The sequence below is a fragment of the Pseudomonas sp. AL10 genome (genome assembly GCF_029960685.1).
GTDB lineage: Bacteria > Pseudomonadota > Gammaproteobacteria > Pseudomonadales > Pseudomonadaceae > Aquipseudomonas > Aquipseudomonas lactis.
The window spans coordinates 63802-82005 of sequence record NZ_JASBQZ010000002.1 but is presented as its reverse complement, the minus strand read 5'-3'; the positions used below and the strand labels follow the sequence as shown (position 1 = coordinate 82005).

The 18204-nt window shown below is 57.2% G+C and carries 18 protein-coding genes; 4 read left to right on the top strand and 14 right to left on the bottom strand.

Annotation, left to right across the window (positions count from 1 at the left end; all coding sequences use genetic code 11):
• Positions 1 to 244: 244 nt before the first annotated feature.
• The 3 genes from QK296_RS02940 to QK296_RS02930 all read right to left on the bottom strand — a co-directional run bounded on the left by QK296_RS02940 (position 245) and on the right by QK296_RS02930 (position 2941).
• Positions 245 to 1198 (bottom strand): retron St85 family RNA-directed DNA polymerase, encoded by a 954-nt coding sequence (locus QK296_RS02940; RefSeq protein WP_282390577.1) that lies wholly within the window; start codon positions 1196 to 1198, stop codon positions 245 to 247.
• A complete protein-coding gene (locus QK296_RS02935) occupies positions 1195 to 2142 on the bottom strand; it encodes a retron St85 family effector protein (RefSeq protein WP_198833316.1) in 948 nt (315 codons plus the stop codon). Before QK296_RS02935 ends, QK296_RS02940 begins: the two co-directional genes overlap by 4 nt.
• Positions 2143 to 2626: 484 nt before the next feature.
• A complete protein-coding gene (locus QK296_RS02930) occupies positions 2627 to 2941 on the bottom strand; it encodes a hypothetical protein (RefSeq protein ID WP_282390576.1) in 315 nt (104 codons plus the stop codon).
• 467 nt (positions 2942 to 3408) lie between these two features.
• On the opposite strand from QK296_RS02930, the gene QK296_RS29030 reads away from it, so the two are divergent.
• Positions 3409 to 3870, top strand: coding sequence for a KTSC domain-containing protein (locus QK296_RS29030; protein WP_348775204.1), 462 nt, complete (start codon positions 3409 to 3411; stop codon positions 3868 to 3870).
• Between the two features lie 356 nt (positions 3871 to 4226).
• Here QK296_RS29030 and QK296_RS02920 read toward each other — a convergent pair whose 3' ends face one another.
• Positions 4227 to 5402 carry an ATP-binding protein gene (locus QK296_RS02920; RefSeq protein ID WP_054896825.1) on the bottom strand — a complete coding sequence of 392 codons (1176 nt, stop codon included), beginning with the start codon at positions 5400 to 5402 and terminating at the stop codon, positions 4227 to 4229.
• 5 nt (positions 5403 to 5407) lie between these two features.
• A complete protein-coding gene (locus QK296_RS02915; protein WP_282390575.1) occupies positions 5408 to 6097 on the bottom strand; it encodes a response regulator in 690 nt (229 codons plus the stop codon).
• A gap of 218 nt (positions 6098 to 6315) precedes the next feature.
• Here QK296_RS02915 and QK296_RS02910 point away from each other — a divergent pair, with 218 nt between their 5' ends.
• Positions 6316 to 7128 carry a MipA/OmpV family protein gene (locus QK296_RS02910; RefSeq protein WP_282390574.1) on the top strand — a complete coding sequence of 271 codons (813 nt, stop codon included), beginning with the start codon at positions 6316 to 6318 and terminating at the stop codon, positions 7126 to 7128.
• Between the two features lie 113 nt (positions 7129 to 7241).
• A complete protein-coding gene (locus QK296_RS02905; RefSeq protein WP_282390573.1) occupies positions 7242 to 8462 on the top strand; it encodes an alginate lyase family protein in 1221 nt (406 codons plus the stop codon).
• 252 nt (positions 8463 to 8714) lie between these two features.
• On the opposite strand, the gene QK296_RS02900 is transcribed toward QK296_RS02905, so the two are convergent.
• A complete protein-coding gene (locus QK296_RS02900) occupies positions 8715 to 9614 on the bottom strand; it encodes a LysR family transcriptional regulator (protein ID WP_282390572.1) in 900 nt (299 codons plus the stop codon).
• Between the two features lie 116 nt (positions 9615 to 9730).
• On the opposite strand from QK296_RS02900, the gene QK296_RS02895 reads away from it, so the two are divergent.
• A complete protein-coding gene (locus QK296_RS02895; RefSeq protein ID WP_282390564.1) occupies positions 9731 to 10762 on the top strand; it encodes an SDR family oxidoreductase in 1032 nt (343 codons plus the stop codon).
• A 42-nt stretch (positions 10763 to 10804) separates the two neighbouring features.
• Here QK296_RS02895 and QK296_RS02890 read toward each other — a convergent pair whose 3' ends face one another.
• The 8 genes from QK296_RS02890 to QK296_RS02855 all read right to left on the bottom strand — a co-directional run bounded on the left by QK296_RS02890 (position 10805) and on the right by QK296_RS02855 (position 18094).
• The gene (locus tag QK296_RS02890; RefSeq protein WP_034134591.1) at positions 10805 to 11107 is read right to left on the bottom strand and encodes a hypothetical protein; all 303 of its coding nucleotides are present in this window, start codon (positions 11105 to 11107) and stop codon (positions 10805 to 10807) included.
• A gap of 9 nt (positions 11108 to 11116) precedes the next feature.
• A complete protein-coding gene (locus QK296_RS02885; protein ID WP_034134590.1) occupies positions 11117 to 11740 on the bottom strand; it encodes a LysE family translocator in 624 nt (207 codons plus the stop codon).
• Positions 11741 to 11792: 52 nt separating this feature from the next.
• Entirely contained in the window at positions 11793 to 13097 is a 1305-nt protein-coding gene (locus tag QK296_RS02880; RefSeq protein ID WP_034134589.1) for a SidA/IucD/PvdA family monooxygenase, read from the bottom strand.
• Positions 13098 to 13107: 10 nt separating this feature from the next.
• Positions 13108 to 13575, bottom strand: coding sequence for a GNAT family N-acetyltransferase (locus QK296_RS02875; protein ID WP_034134588.1), 468 nt, complete (start codon positions 13573 to 13575; stop codon positions 13108 to 13110).
• Entirely contained in the window at positions 13572 to 14825 is a 1254-nt protein-coding gene (gene ectB, locus QK296_RS02870; protein ID WP_282390640.1) for a diaminobutyrate--2-oxoglutarate transaminase, read from the bottom strand. The genes QK296_RS02875 and ectB overlap by 4 nt, the downstream gene beginning before the upstream one ends.
• Positions 14826 to 15165: 340 nt before the next feature.
• Entirely contained in the window at positions 15166 to 15708 is a 543-nt protein-coding gene (locus QK296_RS02865; RefSeq protein WP_057709506.1) for a hypothetical protein, read from the bottom strand.
• Positions 15705 to 16277 carry an RNA polymerase sigma factor gene (locus QK296_RS02860; RefSeq protein ID WP_282390563.1) on the bottom strand — a complete coding sequence of 191 codons (573 nt, stop codon included), beginning with the start codon at positions 16275 to 16277 and terminating at the stop codon, positions 15705 to 15707. Before QK296_RS02860 ends, QK296_RS02865 begins: the two co-directional genes overlap by 4 nt.
• Positions 16278 to 16471: 194 nt before the next feature.
• Positions 16472 to 18094: a VWA domain-containing protein gene (locus QK296_RS02855; protein ID WP_282390562.1), complete on the bottom strand. Its 1623-nt coding sequence runs from the start codon at positions 18092 to 18094 to the stop codon at positions 16472 to 16474.
• Positions 18095 to 18204 lie beyond the last annotated feature (110 nt).

Sequence of the window (18204 nt, the reverse complement as noted above, 5' to 3'; positions counted from 1 at the left end):
TCGTCTATTTTTGGTGCACGAATTTGCGATTACAGCAAAACTATAACACCCACAAGATAATGTCAATACGCCACGTCTAAAAAGCCACGCCGCGCGCACCATATAACTCCAATAATGTTGTCGCTCACTGTCGAACCATTCAACATAGAATTCGTGAAATCAGACTAACGATTTAAAAGGCTACCAAGCGTACTGGTTATTCTACGGTTGTGACATGTAGGCCGCCAAACGTAGAAAAATCATATTACTTAATTTTTTTTCCTCTCTGCCTGAGCAAGTCCGAAATTATTTCCCCTGTATATTTACCCCTCATTTTTGCAACAAATAGCGGTTCAATATCTTGAGCAAATCCCATCAACCCTTGAAGGCGGAGTATTGACTCCTCATCTAATTTATTCAGCATATAATGATGAATCATCGAGCTAATCAAGCGCTTCTTATCGCGACCTAAAGAAACATTATTATCATTGGTTATAATTAATCCAGTGATTCGACGCTGCCTTTTCTTAGAGGCATACACTGTTTTCGCTGGATTTATTTGAAGTCTTGGATAGGGGATTTTGTCAAGGACCTCCAAAATGAAATCCTCAATATCGAACATTGCGCCTTTATCATTCGTTGAGAACGTCAAATCATCCGCATAGCGGGAGTAGACTATATTTCGATCCTTGCACCAGGCTTCCACTGCCAGATCAAAATAATACATTATTGAATTCGACAAAATTGGCGAGCTTGGAGCTCCAATACTAAGAGCAAGTCGAGAAGTAGATCGCTCTCTAACACAACTGACTCGTGCTATATCCTTGATGCTTTGCGCTGTTAATTTCCCACAAAGCACATACGACAAATGCTTTATTAGATCCAATTCAGTTATGGAACCGAAAAAATTTGTAAAATCAAACTTTGCGATATAACTGTTTTGCTTATGCCGCTCTGCGTTACCCTTGATACTTGAGCCCTGCTGATATGCTGCAGCGCATTCGTGAACCGGAAGATGAGTAAACCAATTTTCAACAAGAATACCTTGTATTACTTTAGTTTCTTTTGCAGGCTGTGCAATAGGCCTCATACCACCAGATTTTTTTGGTATAAAGTAACGCTTGTATGCATAAGGTGCTCTCACTATCAATCGAGCCACATCATGCTCTGATAGGGATAAAATTTCTGACATATGTTTGCGGAAGTCATACAGGATCATTTATGGCCTCCCAATTTCGCACGATCAATCGCTCTGTTTCGGTTCCTTTCAGTCCCTGTTACTTTATAATAATCAACACATTCAACACGCAAACGTAAAGGGTCAACAGCTATGCCTGATTTTAAGACGAAGCGAAGGCTATGAAAAGTATCATCATCACATGCATAGAACGTTGAATCGCTGTACTCAATCTTCCTTACAAGCCTGAATTCCTGAAGAAGAAAAAGCTTTCGTCTTAGGTCGTCCCTATGCACCTCCCGACCTAAACTTCTTATTGAATCAATCAGCTCTTTTTCCTTAAGGGCGACAAACAATTTGAGCAACTCATAAATCAACACAATAAGATGAATATTATTATTAACGTTGAAGGCCTGAGTTTTTTGAAGCTCTAATATTTCCGAAGCAATATCCTCAAGAACGTCGCTTACCACATCATCAGATATGTCATTTGGATATTTCGGACTCCAAGGATAAACCTTCACCCCTGTCCCATGCTTCTCTTTAATATGGCGAAGTATTCCAAGATTAATAAATGAGTTAGCACCCGCATACTCTTCAGGAACAAAAACAATCAATTTTTTATTGAAATCTGGCAACTGAGAAAATGCTCCCAGTTCAGCAATCGCACCTTCGCTTTCAACTGCGATAGCTACCAATGAGCAAACACTACCGAGATCGGCTTCGAAATCCATAAGGTTTCTAAAGACACCATCTTCGTGCCAAGATTTTATCTCTTCCGGGCGGAATATATGCGGTGACGCGGCCATCTGAAGCGCTTTGCGCTTCACTGCATCGCGAAGAGAACGGACTGGAGGGTCGTCAGCGTCCGCATGCTCCTTTTCTGGAACGTGTCCCCCGCAAAGTAAAACGATTGGATTTTTTGAGAAATGAACCTTGCTCTGATCAAGATCAACGTCTGCAAGAGTTCTTTGTCGCGGATCCATGCGATGGGGGCTCTTTACCAAGAATCAGCCGCAGACAAGATCTGTGGACCGGAGTGAGCGAAGCGAGCGTAGGGCCGCAGATCTTGTCTGCGGAATAAAACAACGCAATGTAATTGAGTCTGGCGAAGCGCCTGACTAAGCAATGACGGAAACCATCAAGCTATGAACGCGTAAAGAGATGTCGAATCTAGATCAGAGCGCCATCACTGTCAACGATTCAGTATTCTCCCCCACTCTTCAGAAGCTATGAATGCCTTAACACTGGAGAAAGCCCTGCGAACGGCAATGAGAGCGATGACTAAACGAAGAGATGCGGATGGCTTGGGAACGGTACTTACGACGGCCTAACAAATGATTGGCTTTGCCCATAGCTGCTCATATTGGGAGTCAGCTTCTGGCCGGAAGCAGTCAGCTGGATGTACCTATTGATACCTGGGGCAACTCGCCCTAACGAGTTTTAATACCGTGCGATGCCTTTATAGCTTCATTGCGCCGACTCACAGGCCTTCAACGGCTCCTTGGGGTGCAATGCACAGATGTCGAAACCGTCACGCCGGGTATAGCCCGCACGCTTCATACATACAAATCGCTGGGCCATTTCTTGGAAGCTGGCCTCGGGATCAACGCCGGAGCCATTCTTCTCACCACACGCCAACATGGACGCAACCACATCCTGATGACTGGCGCCGGGTTTCTCCCACAAGTCGGCATCGGCCGTGGGGGGCTGGAATGGCTTGCTAAAGCAAGCGCTGACGTGGGGGCAAATCAACAGCGCAAATGCTACATTTTTGAGCCACATGATCAATCTCCTTATTCCCTGGTGCCGACGGGCAGCGGCGGTAGCGGCCCTCTAGCGAAAGCCCCTAATTTGATAAGACCCGCCTTAATCATCACAAACCGCTCCTCCCAGAGCATTCATTGATGTAACACCTATTTGCCATGTAACACGCATATCGGCAAACCAGTCACAGCTGTGTAACGCCATATAAATCATTTAAAATCATATGCTTACCTACTTAAGTAACACGCGTAACACCCGTAACACGGTTTTATCAGGGTATCCCCCTAGCCCCATTTAGTATTGCTCCTCCAGCGAAGCGAGGCAGGTCATGCTCCTGGCTTTGGTTCGATAATGGGGACCCTGGAGCATTCTTAAAGGTACGGGGCATAGAACCCGCCGGATCTCGTTAGTGGCTGGGCTCCAAAGTTAGTTGACTGGTTGACCGAGTTGACCAGGACTATCGTTCACTATCCTGAACGAAACCCATGACCGTTACAGATACGGTAAGGATGCCCTTTTCTCTTCAAGATCCTTTCAATTTCAACGTTGAAATTTCAGTAACCTGGTGCGGCTGCCGCTACCACGATCCCGCGGGTTTCATGCCCCGTGCTGGAAGAAAAACCTCAGGGTCCCCAGCAGCTTTTCAGCCCCGCCCACCTTTTGCACGGACGCAATGGCACCGCCGAACGAAACACCGACTAGTATCAGAACAGAGAACGTTATCAATCAGGGGTAGGGAAAGCGCTATGGATATGGTTCGTGTCAACTCGACGGCTATCACAGCTGTCGGCTATGACCCCGCTACAGGCAGGATGAAAATCACGTTCAAGCAAGGGCGTACTTACGACTACTGCCGCGTCCCACCTAACATCCATCAGGGCCTCATGGGGGCCGGCTCGAAAGGTACTTATTTCGATAGGATGATCAAGGATCGTTACCAGTGCTAGACCTGGGCATACAGGCGTATTTCAAGCTAGATGCACACCCAGCACGGGGGGCCGTGTATGCCCTCGTGTATGCCTAACCGAAACACCATCACAAGAACCCTTATAAACCGGGCATCTTACCGCCCAGTTCAAACGACGCCGGGGCACCAGATATGAAATGAAAAAGCCTCAGGTCGGGAGATCTGGGGCTTTTTTGTGCGTTTGGTGGGTGGTGAGAGAGTGTTGAGTCGCGTCGGGATAGTAGAGGTGAAAATAAATCCCCTTTTCCCCTCCCTTTTTCCCAAGCAGTTTTCCAGCTCTACGATCATTACGATTTCACCGCCTTGAGCGCCGGTCTCAAGGCAAAGAAGAAACGCCTACACAGGAACCTCCGCCCTGATCAGCGTACCGCCTTCGGCCAGATTGCGGGCAGTAATGGTACCGCCATGGGCGTGGCAGATCGCACGGGCGATGGACAAGCCTAGCCCGCTCCCCCCCGAGTAACGTGCCCTGGAGCGCTCTGCACGCCAGAAGCGGTCGAACACGCTGTCCAGATGCTGGGCTTCGATACCTGGCCCTCGGTCACCGACTTCAATCACCACCGAACCGTGAACCCGGCGCGCCGTTACATTCAACTCGCCTCCCCCGGCCGCATAACGCAGCAAGTTATCGACCAGAATGTTGATCACCTGGCCCAGGCGATCACGATCGGCATGCATACGAAGCCCATCAGCAATACTGACCTGCGTCAGCACGCAAGCCTCATCCAACTGCGGCTGGAACCACGCCAACCGCTCCGCCACCAGAGCTACCAGAGAAAACTCGCTGCGCTCCAGCACCAGCCGGCCAGCACGAGCCATCGACAACAGGTGCAAATCATCCACCAGCTTTCTGAGTTGATCGAGCTGACGCTTGACCATGCCCAACTGCATGGCATCGCTGGGGAATACCTCATCGAGCATACCCTGCACGCGCCCCATGGCGGCGTTCAAGGGTGTGCGCAGTTCGTGGGCAATGACCGCGCTGGATTCACGCACATCGCGCTCATAGCGCTCCAGTTGCGTGGTCATGCTGTTGAAGTCGCTGACCAGCCGTTGCAGCTCGTCGGGCGCGTCGCGGTGCACCGGCAGGCGCGTCAGGAAATCACCGCCGGCGACTCGCCGGGCGCCCTGGGCAATTGCCGAGAACTGGCTGGACAAGGGCCGCGAAAACCACAGGCCGAAGCCAATGATGATAGGGATCGCGGCCAGCACCAGGCCGATCAGTATCAGCCAGTCGCGATTGGCGATAGCCGGCTGGAAATAGTCCAGCGGATAGTACTGGGCAACCACTTGACGCAAGCGTGCCTCATTGAGCTCTGGCTCGGCGCGCAACGCCAGCAGCTCCTCACGCGGCCCAGGCGGCAGATGCTGCACAAAATACCAGTCCGACAGTGTGACGTTGATCCACATGCACACCGAGATCACCACCACCGCGCCGATCGCCAGCAGGCTCATGCGCAGGCCGATCCAGCGCCACATGGGTTTGTCGTTGACCCGCGGTTGCTCAAGCATGTGCGTTACCTGAATCGATAGCCAATGGAGCGCACCGTGACCAGAACGCCGGCGATGCCGTGGTTTTCCAGCTTGCGGCGCAGGTTGTGCACGTGGGTGTCGACGACGCGGGCCAGGGCTTCGCTTTCCGGTAGGCAGATTTCCAGCAACTCATCACGAGTGAAGGCCTTGGACGGCGTCTTGAGCAACGTCACCAGCAGCTTAAATTCCGTTGGGGTCAGGTCCAGCCATTGCGGTGGTGCTTCGCCCTGCTCAATGGCCGCGGTAAACGCAACAAGATCCACCCGCAGGTTTTCATGGCGCAGCAGGTGTTCGACCGGTTGGTTGCCGGTGGTGCGCCGCAACACCGCGTGCACCCGCGCCACCACTTCGCGCGGGCTGTAAGGCTTGACCACATAGTCGTCCGCGCCATAACGCAAGGCACCGAGCTTTTCCGGTTCGTCGCCCATGGCCGTGACCATGATGACCGGCGTGTCACTGCTACGGCGCACGGCGGATAACACCTCGGTGCCGCTCAAGCGCGGAAGCATCACGTCGAGCAGGATCAGGTCGGGCTGCCAGCTTTTGTACAGGTCCAGACCGCGCTGGCCGTCTTCGGCCAGGGCCACCTCATAGCCATCCCGGAGCAAGTAGGCTTCGAGAATGTTGGCGCTGTCGGCGTCGTCTTCGACGATGAGGATACGTTTTCCTGACACAAAGAAGCCTCTTGATGAAACCTTGATAATTTACGAACGGTTTATTGAAAGTGCGCTGCCAGTATTGCCCTACGCCCGCTTTCGCGAGCCGATCCTATGCCGACCACTGCATCGCTGTCCAAGCCTATCAACGGGCCTGAACAGCTCGATCAGAGGGAGGCGTTGTGTCGCGCGTCGGCGGGCGCACTGCTGTCTTCTTTTGCACATAGGGCTTGACCATGAACTTCACCACCTCCCCTACCCACAACGTTCTGTTGGGCGCCGTCACGCTGCTGTGCTGCGCGCTCGCGCCCCAGGCTCAGGCGACCGACGCCAGCCCGACAGCCGAAGAAACCACCGTTACCCTGGGCCTTGGCATGGGTGTCACGCCTCGCTACATGGGTGCTGACCGCTACCGTCCGCTCGTACTGCCGATGCTCAGCATCCAGCACGGAGCGTTGTTCGCCGACACCACTCGCGGCGTGGGCCTGCAATTTCAATCCGACAGTGGCTTCGGCGCCAGCGCAGCGATCAATTACGACCTGGGCCGCAAAGAGAAGGACAGCATCACCAGCCCGGGCGGCGACGAGCTCAGAGGTATGGGCGATATCAACGGCGCAACCGTCGCCGACTTTACCCTCAGCCAACAACTGCTTGACTGGCTGTCGGTCAACGGCGAAGCCGAACTGCGCATGGCCGGCGAGCACCGAGGCAACCGTTACCGCTTTGGCCTGGAAGGCATCTTGTTGCACACAGACCGCGACACCCTGAGCCTGGCCATCGACGCCCATGCCGGCGATAGCCGCTACAACCAGACGTTCTTCGGCGTCACCCAGGCTCAGAGCCAACGCTCGATCTACAGCAAGTACACCGCCGACGCCGGGATCTATGCCTACTCCGCTGCCTTGAACTGGCAGCACACCTTCGACGCGCACTGGTCAACGCTGGCCAGCCTGACGCTGACTCAATACGCTGACCAGGCCAGCGACAGCCCGCTGGTAAGGCGCGAAACCGCAGGCTTGGGCCTGTTTGCAATCAACTACACGTTCTGACAACAAGCCCCGGGTATGCAGGCTTCATCTGAACTATCCCTGGGGCAGATTCCAGTCCTGTGCGAATGGCTTTTCAGACCGCGCAAGGTTCTCCCCATCAGGGCGTACACACGATGATCCGTTTGAAGTACCTGTCCAAAAGAGCCGTGCTGCTCTATGCGCTATTGATGAGTATCGGCAGTCAAGCCTCCCCCACCCTGCATACCGAAGCGTTCGTGCATCCTGGCCTGCTCCAGACCCGGGAGGACTTCACGCGGATACGCGAGAAGCTGGCCAACTATAACCAGCCGTGGCTGGCAGGCTGGCAGAAGCTGATCGCCAACCCCCATGCCTCATTAGACTGGCAGCCCAACCCGGTGCCGGTGGTGTACCGCACTTCAGGCGGCCCGAATAACGACAGTGTTCTGTTCAACGACGCAGCCGCCGCGTATGCACTGGCCCTGCGCTGGCAGATCTCCAACAACCCGGCGTATGCCGACAAGGCCGTGAGTATTTTGAACCAGTGGGCCTTGACCCTCACCGCGATCAAAGACAAGCCCGGCAGAGCTTTGGTGGCAGGCTTGTACGGCTACCAACTGGCCAACGCGGCCGAACTGCTGCGCAGCTACCCAAAGTGGCGGGCGGAAGATTTCCAGCGTTTTCAAGGCATGATGCTCACTGTGTTCTACCCCATCAATCATGACTTCCTGGTGAACCACGACGGCGCCCGGCCTGATCATCATGGGGCCAGCTGGGACCTAGCCAACATGAACTCGATGCTGGCCATCGGCGTACTGACCGACCGCCGCGATCTCTACAACGAGGCCGTCGACTACTTCAAGCACGGCACCGGTAACGGCGCCATCGCCCACGCGGTGTGGAAGCTCTACGGCGATGGCCTTGGTCAAGTCCAGGAAAGCGGACGTGATCAGTCACACGCCATGCTCGACATAGCCCTGCTCGGCAGTTTCTGCCAAATGGCCTGGAGCCAGGGCAACGACCTGTTCGGCTACCAGAACAACCGCGTGCTGCAGGGCGCCGAGTATGTGGCCAAGTACAACCTTGGCCAGGAGGTGCCGTTTACCCCCATCCCCAACAGCAGCTTCAAACAGACCGTCATCTCGGCCGATCATCGCGGCGAACCCCGTCCGATATGGGAACTGCTCTACAACCACTACGCCGTGCGAAAGGGCCTCAGCGCACCGAATGTGCAGGCCATGGCAAATAACGGCCAAGTGGAAGGTGGTGGCGGGGATTACGGTGCTGACAGGGCTGGCTACGTCCAGCTGGGGTATGGGACGTTGCTGTATTCGTTGGGGGAATACGGTTTGTCGGAGATGCAGTTAATGCCTTAGAGGTATATCACCGAAGCTGCGCTGCGCATTACAAATGCGTCCTTTCTACCTGTCAAATTCGAGGAATGGCAAGAACGCATTGGTGTGTTGGAAATGTCAAAGGACGCCAGCACCATCGCCGCAGAAGTGTGGAGCCAGATATGAATGAAACACCCGAGGCCTTAAGACCCAGGGCTTTTTTGTGAGCCACTTGCACGCGCAACTCAATGTTGCTACGAGTGGCTAAGCGCCTACATCCCGATGGGTTGAATATTACGAAGGCCTTGATGAATTCCCGGAATGCTGCTTTTCCAGGCTTGAAATTTCACCGCGCAACACCCCCTCCAACACCCCAAAAAACCCCTGAATATGCCCCTGCTTCAACGCCTGTGGCCGCGTCACCAAATAAACCTCCATCGCCGGCAGTTCTATCTCCGGAAAAACCTCACTCAACCCCGTCGCCAAAATACGCGGCAACACCGCCACCCCCATCCCGCGCCTCACCGACTCAAGCTGCACCGCGAACGAACTCACCCTAATCGGCGCATGGTCCAGCCCGGCAGCTTTCGCGGCGCGCATTTGCGGTAGCAGGTCCAGCGGTGGCAGCAAGGCGATACTGGCGGCGGTGGCTGGCGTTAGCGCAGGAAACCGTTGCAGGTATTCGGCGGTTGCGAACACGCCGTAGGCGAGTTTGCCAAGCCCTCGGTAGATCAGGGAAGGTTCGCCCAGGTGTGCGGTGCGTATGGCAATGTCGGCCACACCTCGTATGATTTTGTGGAAGTCGGTGGTGACCAGGAGTTCTACGGAGCAGCCTGGGTGCTGCGCTGTGAAGCGGCTGGCGGCTTCGAGCACACTGGCGGAAAAGCCTTCGCCGGCGCTCACCAGCACGGTGCCGCTGAGGGTTTCGGGCGTGCCGTCGACGGGCGCCTGGCGGCGCAGGCCGGATTCGGCTGCCAGGGCGACGTCTACCAGGGCTTGGCCTCGGGAGGTGAGCCGGCAGCCTTCCACGCCGCGTTCCACCAGTGGTTCGCCCAGGGCGGTTTCCAGTTGGGTGAGGCGGCGGGAGACGGTAGAGGCCGCGATACCGAGTAACTGGCCTGCCTGTAAAAAGCTGCCGCGCCGTGAGACTGCCAGCAGCAGTCGAAGATCGTCCCAATTTGCCTGCAATGCCATATCTCCGCGCTTCCCTGGTGTGCAGATGTGCAAAGCCATTATGCCGCAGGCGCTGTTTTTACGGCGCGGGCTCGCGGGTATATCTACTGGCCTTCTCAACAAATGGAATGGCCTGTATGAACACGAACCCCAATCGCTTGCACAGCACCTTTGTGACCGGTGCCACCGGCTTGCTGGGCAATAACCTGGTACGGGAGCTGGTCGCACGGGGTTATGCGGTGAAGGCGCTGGTGCGCTCGGCGGTCAAGGGTGCGCAGCAGTTCGGCGATGTGCCGGGCGTGGAGCAGGTGGTGGGAGACATGGCAGATGTGGATGCCTTCGCGGCGGCGTTGCAAGGCTGCGATACGGTGTTTCACTGCGCGGCGTTTTTTCGCGATAACTACAAGGGCGGCAGCCATTGGGAGGAACTGGATAAGATCAATGTCGTCGGTACGCGAGCCCTGCTGCAACAGGCATATGACGCCGGTGTGCGACGGTTTGTGCATACCTCGTCGATTGCCGTGCTCGACGGTGCCCCCGGTACGCCGATCGACGAGACGTGCCTGCGGGACGAAGCCGATGCGGATGACTACTACCGCAGCAAGATCCTGGCTGAGCGTGAGGTGTTGAGGTTTCTTGAAAGCCACCCGCAGATGCACGCCTGCATGGTCTTGCCCGGTTGGATGTGGGGGCCGGGTGACCTTGGGCCGACGTCTTCGGGGCAGTTGGTGAGGGACGTGATCAACGGCAAGTTGCCGGGGCTGATTCCTGGCACCTTTTCGCTGGTCGATGCCCGCGATGTGGCCTGGGCGCACATTGCTGCCGCCCAGCGCGGGCGTCGGGGCGAGCGTTATCTCGCGGCCGGTCGCAACTTGACCATGCGCCAGCTGATTCCGGCGCTGGGGCGTATTGCCGGGGTCAAGGTACCCTCCCGCCAACTGCCGCTGCCCGCGCTGTACCTGTTGGCAGCTGTGCAAGAGACCTACGCGTACCTGACCGGCAAGCCCATTTTGCTGAGCATGGCGACGTTACGGCTGTTGATACGCGAGGAACACCGTACCCGCTTTGACCACCGCAAAAGTGAAGAGGAACTGGGGCTGAGCTTTCGTGTGCTGGAGCAGACCCTCACGGACACGGTGGCCTGGTACCGGGCTCACGGCGGGTTATAAGAAAGCCCCAGGCCAACGACCTGGGGCTATTTATATGGGCCTTCAGCACGCCCATTTGAAATCTTGAAAAGCCACCTCCCTGGCTAACGCGACCGGCACGGAGTAAGCCCTGCGCCGAACAGCCTGCAGTGATGCTGCGTAATTGATACCCGGCCCAAAGCTGTCGATCACTTGGAAAATGCCCTCAAGGCAGCAGTCCAAAATCAACGTCACCCCCGGATAATCCCTCGTCAGTTCCCCCGTTGAATCGCTTAGCACCAACGCCTCCGGCTTCAGGTCAATCAACAACCAACTACGATGCTTGAAGCGCACCCCCACATCCTTGAGCAACGCGTTCCATTCCATGACCCAACCTCATCGACTGGCGATCAGCACAGGAATGGCGTTGTTCAGTGAGAACGCCACCAGAAATACGGCCAGCCCGACGTCGATCTGCCGGGTGTACTTGAGGAACAGCGCCTTGATCGGACCTTGGCCGAACAGCAGCGCCACCACTGAATACCAGATGACTTCCAGGGTCGAGCACAGCATCACCACCAGCACTTTGTCGATCTCCGAGCGCGGCACCGAGAGAAAGCCGGCATAGATACTGATCATGAAAGCGATGGTTTTCATGTTGCTGATATTGGTGATCACCCCCACGCGGTAGGCCTTGGCGAAGCTGGTCGCGCCCGGTGCGGTGCTTTCGGCCGTGCCGGTGTTCTTGGCCAGCACGCTTTTGATGATGCTGTACGCGATGTACAGCAGGTACGCCGAACCGCATAACGTGGCGACTTTGGAAAACGCCGGGTACTGGTGCAACAAAGCCGCCAGGCCCAGCAACGAAATCGTCGAGAAAAACACCCCGACCGTGCAGATGCCCAGGGTCGCGCCGATGCCGGTCGACACCGAGCCCAGCGAGGCGAAGCGGCTGACAATGATGAAGTTGGGGCCCGGGCTTATCACCGCCAGGATGTAGATCAATGCTGCTGTAAACATGGGAACTCCTTGTATGAGGCAGCGGACCGCGCAGGCCGCTGCCGAGAGCCGATCAGGCCAGTGCGTGCAACGGAGCCTCGGCCTGCGCGAGCTTTGCCTCCAGGGACGCGAGGATATGTTCGACCCGCAGTGAAATCAGGCTGAATGAGCCGGCGTCACCCAGGCCATGGGAGCTTTCGCATAAGCCGTTAAGGAACACGGCAGGCAATTCATCCAGCGCCGTCAGGCTGTAATCGCGGTTCACCACCAGCGCGCCATGAGTGTCCGCTCGGAACCGGGCGTGATAAGGCGCCAACAGCGGTGGATAGAGTTCACCATTTTCCTTGGCGGCAATGTCCTTGAAACCGGTAGCCAGCACCAGCGCATCCAACGCGAGGGTCGAGTGGGTCAGTTGGTTGACCTCTTTGAGCGCCAGCTCCACCTGCCCTGATGCGTTGATCTGCGCCTGCTCGATGGCGATGTTGTTGAGAATGTGGATACGCTGTTTGCCCTGCAGTTTTTCCTCATGGATGCGCACGTATAGCGCGTTGATCACGTCTTCATCGGCCGAGCTGTAGTTGGTGCCGCGCAGTTGCTTGTCCACCCGCGCCTTGGCCTCGGGCGGCAGGTTGAAGTAGTAGTCGATAAATTCCGGAAAATACACCTTGTCGCTGAATGGGCTGGTGTCTTTGAGGCGGAAGCTGAAGCTGCGGTGCAGCGAGTAAATCTCTTTGTCCGGGAACCTGGCGGTCAGGTCGAGCACAATCTCCACGGCGCTCTGGCTGGACCCCACCACCCCGATGCGCTGCACGCTCTGGGGTAGCTGGTTGAGACGCTCCAGGTAGTGATTGAGATGGAACACCCGAGGGCCGGTCAGGCCCTCGAACACCGCTGGTATATTCGCCGTGCGCCCGGTGCCCAGCACCAGACTGCGCCCGTAGATGACCCTTTGGTCGTTATAGGTCACCTTCCACACCTGCTCGCCTTTGAATAGCAACGGCTCGACCCGGTGGGCGAACGCTGAGGATTCAACACTGGCGAGAAAATGCCCGGCCACCCATTTGATGTACTCGGCATATTCACGCCGCAACGGGTATGTCAGCGGCAGATTGAGGTAATCGAACAGGCGCCCGGTTTCTTTCAGGTAATTGACGAACCCATAGTGGCTGCGCGGGTTGCGCGGCGTGACCAGGTCGCGCAAGGGGTTGTTCTGGATGTCCGAGCCGCTGAGCAGCATTTCATCCTGCCAGTCGGGGGTGGGCTTGGCGTCGAGGAACCGATAGGTCAGCGCTGAAGCCGACTCTTGCAGCCCGATAGCCAACGCCAGGTTGGAGGGACCAAAACCAATACCTACGATATCGAAAACAGTGTCTGACATGGAAAAGCTCCTATCCCTGGATTGGCTTCAGTGGAAGATGGTAATAGTGATACGCCGTGTTTTCGATAAACCCGAAGCGCGTGTATAAGTTTCGAGCCTTTGGGTTATCGTCCGCGCCCTCAATGAACAACTGTTTGGCGCCGGTTGTTTCCGCGAACGTCTTGGCCGCATTCAATAAGGCCAGGCCAACCCCCGCCCTGCGTTTGGACGCCTCAACATATAAATCATTAAGTATCCACAGGCGCTCTAACGTGACACTGGAAAAACTCGGGAACAGTTGTGTAAACCCAATGATTTCATTGTTTACCAGCGCGACGATAATAATTGACTCGCCTAAATAGAAGCGTTGTTGAATAAAGGCCGTCGAGCGGGTCAGGTCGGATGCCTCACCATAAAACTCGCGGTATTTGTCCAACAACGGCGCGATGGCGGCGGCGTCATCGAGGGACGCATGCCGAGTAAAAACTGCATCGCTCATGGTGTGGTCACCTCGGCAAACGCCTGCTCCAGAATCTGCACGCCTTGGGCGATCTGCGCAGCCGTGATGGTCAGGGCCGGAAGAAACTTCAGCACTTGGTTATCGATGCCGGAGGTTTCAATGATCAGCCCGTGGGCATAGGCACGCGCAGCGACTTTCTGCGCAAGGCTTACATCCTCGAACTCGATACCCCTGAAAAATCCGCGCCCCTTCAGGCGGTTGGGCGCCTTGGCGGCGAAGCCTGCGGACAAGCCCTGCAAGGCCTCATGCAGCACGCCCGCCTTGGCCTTGAGCGCCCGGGTAAAGCCTGCGTCGCTCCAATAGTGGTCGATTACCGCCTTGCCGGTAACGAACGCCAGGTTGTTACCGCGAAATGTGCCGTTGTGCTCTCCCGGCTCCCACACGTCCAGGTGAGGCGCCAGCAATACCAGCGACATGGGCAAGCCATAACCACTGATGGACTTGGACAAGGTCACGATGTCCGGGGTGACGCCCAGGGCTTCGAAGCTGAAGAAGTCACCCGTGCGCCCGCAGCCCGCCTGGATGTCATCGATGATCAGCAGAATGTCATGGGCCTGGGCGATGCGCTGCACGGCTTGCACCCAGGCAGCCGAGGCGCTGTTGACGCCGCCCTCGCCTTGCACGGTTTCCAGCACGATGGCCGCTGGTTTGTCGATGCCACTGCCGCTGCGCAACATAGTGGCCAAGTACAGCGAGGTGTCCACCTCGTCGCCGAAGTAGCCATCGTAGGGCATGAAGGTGACGTTGCTGAGGGTAACGCCCGCCCCGGCCCGCTTACGCGGGTTGCTGGTCAGGGCCAGGCTGCCCAGGGACATTCCATGGAAGGCATTGGTGAAGGCTACGATGTTCTGGCGCCCTGTGTACTTGCGCGCCAGCTTGATCGCGGCCTCTACCGCATTGGTGCCGGTGGGCCCAGGAAACTGCACTTTGTAACGCAGGTTGCGCGGCGCGAGCACCTGCGCTTCGAATGCAGTGAGAAAGGCTTTCTTGGCGGTGGTCTTGAAGTCCAGGCCATGAGTGATGCCATTGTGCGCAATGTAGTCGAGCAGCGCGGACTTTAATACCGGGTTGTTATGCCCGTAGTTCAAGGCACCGGCACCGCTGAAAAAGTCGATGAAAAGCTGACCTTGCTCACTGGTCAGCGTTGATCCCTCGGCGGTTTTGAACGTATCGGTAAAGTCCCGGCAATAAGAGCGTACATTGGACTCTTTCAGCTCGAATATATCCAAGGGTTGTTGCAGTTCAGGTATTGCCTGTGCAAGTGAGTAATTCAGCGTCGCCGTCATATCAGGTACCGTTCATTAATCCAATTGAATGGACTTCCAACAGGTAGAGCTATTTCCCAGTGGCCATGTAGCGAATGCTGAGAAGACTTTAATCCTTGAAGTCCGCTTGCAACTTTTCATCCAATGAAAACATGACCCGCTCTGTTGGCCAGCAGGAACAATGACGTCTTTCGCTGATTAAACTAGCAGCAATTACTCCCCCTGCAACTGAATATAAATTCATATGCTTATGACCCGTTGCCGCCAAGCGGCGATGGTATCGCGCGATACCATCGCCACGGGGTCAGTGCGGCGGCAAGGTTTTAAGGCGTTCTTCCAGGTTTTGCCCAGGGAAGCGCTTTTGCAACTCGGCAAGTTTGGCCGTCGCCGCGGCCTCATCCCCTGCCGCGCGCAGGCGCGCTAATTCCTGCAAGCCAAGCTCAAGAGGTTGCGGCGCAGCGCGCTTGGCCAGCTTGCCTTGGGGCAAGGCATCGCTGCTCATTTCGGCACTGTAGGACTCGGCACGGGGCGGTGCGCTCATCGGCGCAGGCGCGGAGAACGCGGCCGGGGCAGCGAGACGTGTGTTGTGTACCGGGTCCAACTCGGGGGTGCGCGTGATCACGCCCACCAGCAACGCCACACCGGCCAGGCTGGCAAATGCCATTTGCCAGCGCGGTTGCTGGCATGCACGCAGCCAGCGCTGCCACAGGTTGGGCACGGGCTTGGGCGCTTCGCGGCGGGCGGCGTTGAGGATGAAGGCGTCGAGGGACGCGGGCGGTTCGCCCGTGCTGTGTTGACGAAAGTGCTGGAGCAGCGCGTCGTCCGGGGTGTGTCGGGAGTCGTTCATGCGAGTATCTCCTCGGCCAGCAGGCGGCGCAGTTTCTGCTGGGCGTAACGCAGGCGGCTTTTTACGGTTTCCAGCGGGGCGCCGGTGAGGGTGGCGATTTGCGGTATTTCGAGCTCGCCGTGCAGGCGTAGCAGGAAGACTTCGCGCTGGTCTTCGGGCAGGTCTTGCAGGGCGGCGTCGAGGCGGGCCTGGTCGCGGCTCAGGCTCAGCTGTTGTTCGGGGCCAGCGCTGTGGTCGGGCTGGGCGTGCAGCTGTTCATCGTAGCTGTCATGCAGGGGGTTGTGGATGCCGTGCTTGCGCCAATGGTCGATCAGGCGGTTGCGGGCGATCTGGAACAACCAGGTGCGAAAACTCGCCCGGCCTTGTGGCTGGGTGGTGCTGCGGATGAGGCTGAGCCAGGTGTCCTGGTAGATTTCTTCCGCCAGCTCGGCTTTGTTGCACAGGGACACGAGGAAGCGGTACAGGCCCTGGCGGTGGCGCGTGTACAAGGCTTCGAAGGCGCCCGCGTCACCGGTTCGGTAGCGGGCCAGCAGCGATTCGTCGCTGGGTGAGTCGTCTGGAACGGCCATGTAATGGGCGAACTCCTTTTTGTCAGCCGAAGCAGGATTACTGTAGGAGCGAGCTTGCTCGCGAAGAACGTCAACGATAACGCGTGCTTCCTGGATAAACGCGGTGCCTGTGAGTTTTTCGCGAGCAAGCTCGCTCCTACAAAAAGCTTTAGCAGCAAGCCACCTCCCACATTTGATCTCGGTTGTGAGCGAGGTCAGGGTTTGAGGCTTTGGGCCAGCTCCACCAGTTGCACGAATTCGTTGCGCAGCCCGAAGGGGTCATCGCCCCGGGCCGAGCGTGCCAATCTGGCGGTGTCTTGCACACTCATGGTGCCAGTGTAGCGGCCATCGCCCTTGAGCTGTTGGGCGAAGGCGGCCACGGCAGCGGCGAAACGCAGGTCATCGCTGGCCGGGGTGGCCTGGTTGGCGATGGGGCGTTCGATCAACTGGCTGTTACCGCCCGCAGCGGGTTTGTAGCGCACCCGTAGCATCGCCAGCTCATCGGATTTGCCTTCGGTCGCAGGCGCGGCGGCGTAACGCAGAGGCTCCAACCAGCCCTTCTCGCCCTTGGGTACGATTTCATACAGCGCGGTCACCGTGTGCCCTGCGCCAATCTCGCCGGCATCGACTTTGTCGTTGTTGAAATCTTCACGCTTCAGGGCGCGGTTTTCATAGCCCAGCAGGCGGTATTCGCTGACCTGGGCCGGGTTGAACTCCACCTGCAGTTTCACATCTCGCGCCACCACGGCCAGGGTGGAACTGAGTTGCTCTACCAGCACCTTGCGCGCTTCGCGCAGGTTGTCGATGTAGGCGTAGTTGCCGTCGCCCGCGTCGGCCAGTTGTTCCATCAGGTGTTCGTTGTAGTTGTCCACACCAAAGCCGAGGGTGGTCAGTGATACGCCGCTTTTGCGTTGGGCCACGGCCATTTGCTTGAGGCTGTCGAAGTCGCTGATACCCACGTTGAAGTCGCCGTCGGTGGCCAGCAGGATGCGGTTGATGCCTTGATCAACAAAGCCTTCGCGGGCCATCTGGTAGGCCAGTTCGATGCCGGACGCGCCTGCGGTGGAGCCGCCAGCGGTGAGTTGCTCGATAGCGTTGCGGATCTTGGCTTTTTCACTGCCCGAGGTGGGCTTGAGCACCACGCGGGATTCACCGGCGTAGACCACCAGTGACACACGGTCCTGATCGCGCAGTTGATCGACCAGTAATTTCAGCGTGCTTTTGACCAGCGGCAAGCCTTCGCGGCGGTCCATGGAGCCGGACACATCCACCAGGAACACCAGGTTGGCGGGCGCCAGTTCGGCCACGGTTTTATCGGAGGCCTTGATGCCAATGCGCAGCAGTTTGGTGCGCGGGTTCCACGGCGTTGCGGCCACTTCGGTGGTGACGCCAAAGGGCGAGCCGTCGGTGGGCAGGGCGTAGTGATAGGGGAAGTAGTTGACCATTTCCTCCAACCGCACCGCGCCTTCGGGCGGCAGGCGGCCCTGGTTGAGGAAGCGCCGTACGTTGGCATAGCTGCCCGTGTCGACATCCACGCTGAAGGTGGAGACCGGGGTTTCGGCGACGCGCTGCACAGGGTTGTCAGGCAGGTTGGCGTATTGCTCGCGGGGTTCGCTGCGGTCATTCATCATCGCCATTTCACGCACCGCCATCGGTGCCGGCATGGCCATGCGTTTGGCCATCGCGCCCTCAACTGGCGCGCTGTGCAACTCGGCGATGGGTTGTGCGGGTTTGGCCCCCTCGGGAGAGGAAGACAGCCCACACCCGGCCAGCGCTACCAGCAGGGTAACGGTAAAGCCTTGGGCAGCGGGACGCAGGTAAAGCAGAGGGCGGGACATGGGGCTGAGCCTCGTGAATGAATGAGCCGTTCACAAGGTCAGACGCGAGATAGGTTGGGTTCGGGTTAAACCCTTGAAATTCACCCCGATCAATGTGGGAGCTGGCTTGC

Bases quoted from the DNA above. Each gene is read 5' to 3' on its own strand.
- QK296_RS02940 (WP_282390577.1), bottom strand. From the start codon at position 1,198: ATGATCCTGTATGACTTCCGCAAACATATGTCAGAAATTTTATCCCTA.
- QK296_RS02875 (WP_034134588.1), bottom strand. From the start codon at position 13,575: ATGAGCGATGCAGTTTTTACTCGGCATGCGTCCCTCGATGACGCCGCC.
- QK296_RS02895 (WP_282390564.1), top strand. From the start codon at position 9,731: ATGAACACGAACCCCAATCGCTTGCACAGCACCTTTGTGACCGGTGCC.
- QK296_RS02890 (WP_034134591.1), bottom strand. From the start codon at position 11,107: ATGGAATGGAACGCGTTGCTCAAGGATGTGGGGGTGCGCTTCAAGCAT.
- QK296_RS02930 (WP_282390576.1), bottom strand. From the start codon at position 2,941: ATGTGGCTCAAAAATGTAGCATTTGCGCTGTTGATTTGCCCCCACGTC.
- QK296_RS02855 (WP_282390562.1), bottom strand. From the start codon at position 18,094: ATGTCCCGCCCTCTGCTTTACCTGCGTCCCGCTGCCCAAGGCTTTACC.
- QK296_RS02860 (WP_282390563.1), bottom strand. From the start codon at position 16,277: ATGGCCGTTCCAGACGACTCACCCAGCGACGAATCGCTGCTGGCCCGC.
- QK296_RS02880 (WP_034134589.1), bottom strand. From the start codon at position 13,097: ATGTCAGACACTGTTTTCGATATCGTAGGTATTGGTTTTGGTCCCTCC.
- QK296_RS02910 (WP_282390574.1), top strand. From the start codon at position 6,316: ATGAACTTCACCACCTCCCCTACCCACAACGTTCTGTTGGGCGCCGTC.
- QK296_RS02900 (WP_282390572.1), bottom strand. From the start codon at position 9,614: ATGGCATTGCAGGCAAATTGGGACGATCTTCGACTGCTGCTGGCAGTC.
- QK296_RS02905 (WP_282390573.1), top strand. From the start codon at position 7,242: ATGATCCGTTTGAAGTACCTGTCCAAAAGAGCCGTGCTGCTCTATGCG.
- QK296_RS02935 (WP_198833316.1), bottom strand. From the start codon at position 2,142: ATGGATCCGCGACAAAGAACTCTTGCAGACGTTGATCTTGATCAGAGC.
- QK296_RS02885 (WP_034134590.1), bottom strand. From the start codon at position 11,740: ATGTTTACAGCAGCATTGATCTACATCCTGGCGGTGATAAGCCCGGGC.
- QK296_RS02865 (WP_057709506.1), bottom strand. From the start codon at position 15,708: ATGAACGACTCCCGACACACCCCGGACGACGCGCTGCTCCAGCACTTT.
- QK296_RS29030 (WP_348775204.1), top strand. From the start codon at position 3,409: ATGACCGTTACAGATACGGTAAGGATGCCCTTTTCTCTTCAAGATCCT.
- QK296_RS02920 (WP_054896825.1), bottom strand. From the start codon at position 5,402: ATGCTTGAGCAACCGCGGGTCAACGACAAACCCATGTGGCGCTGGATC.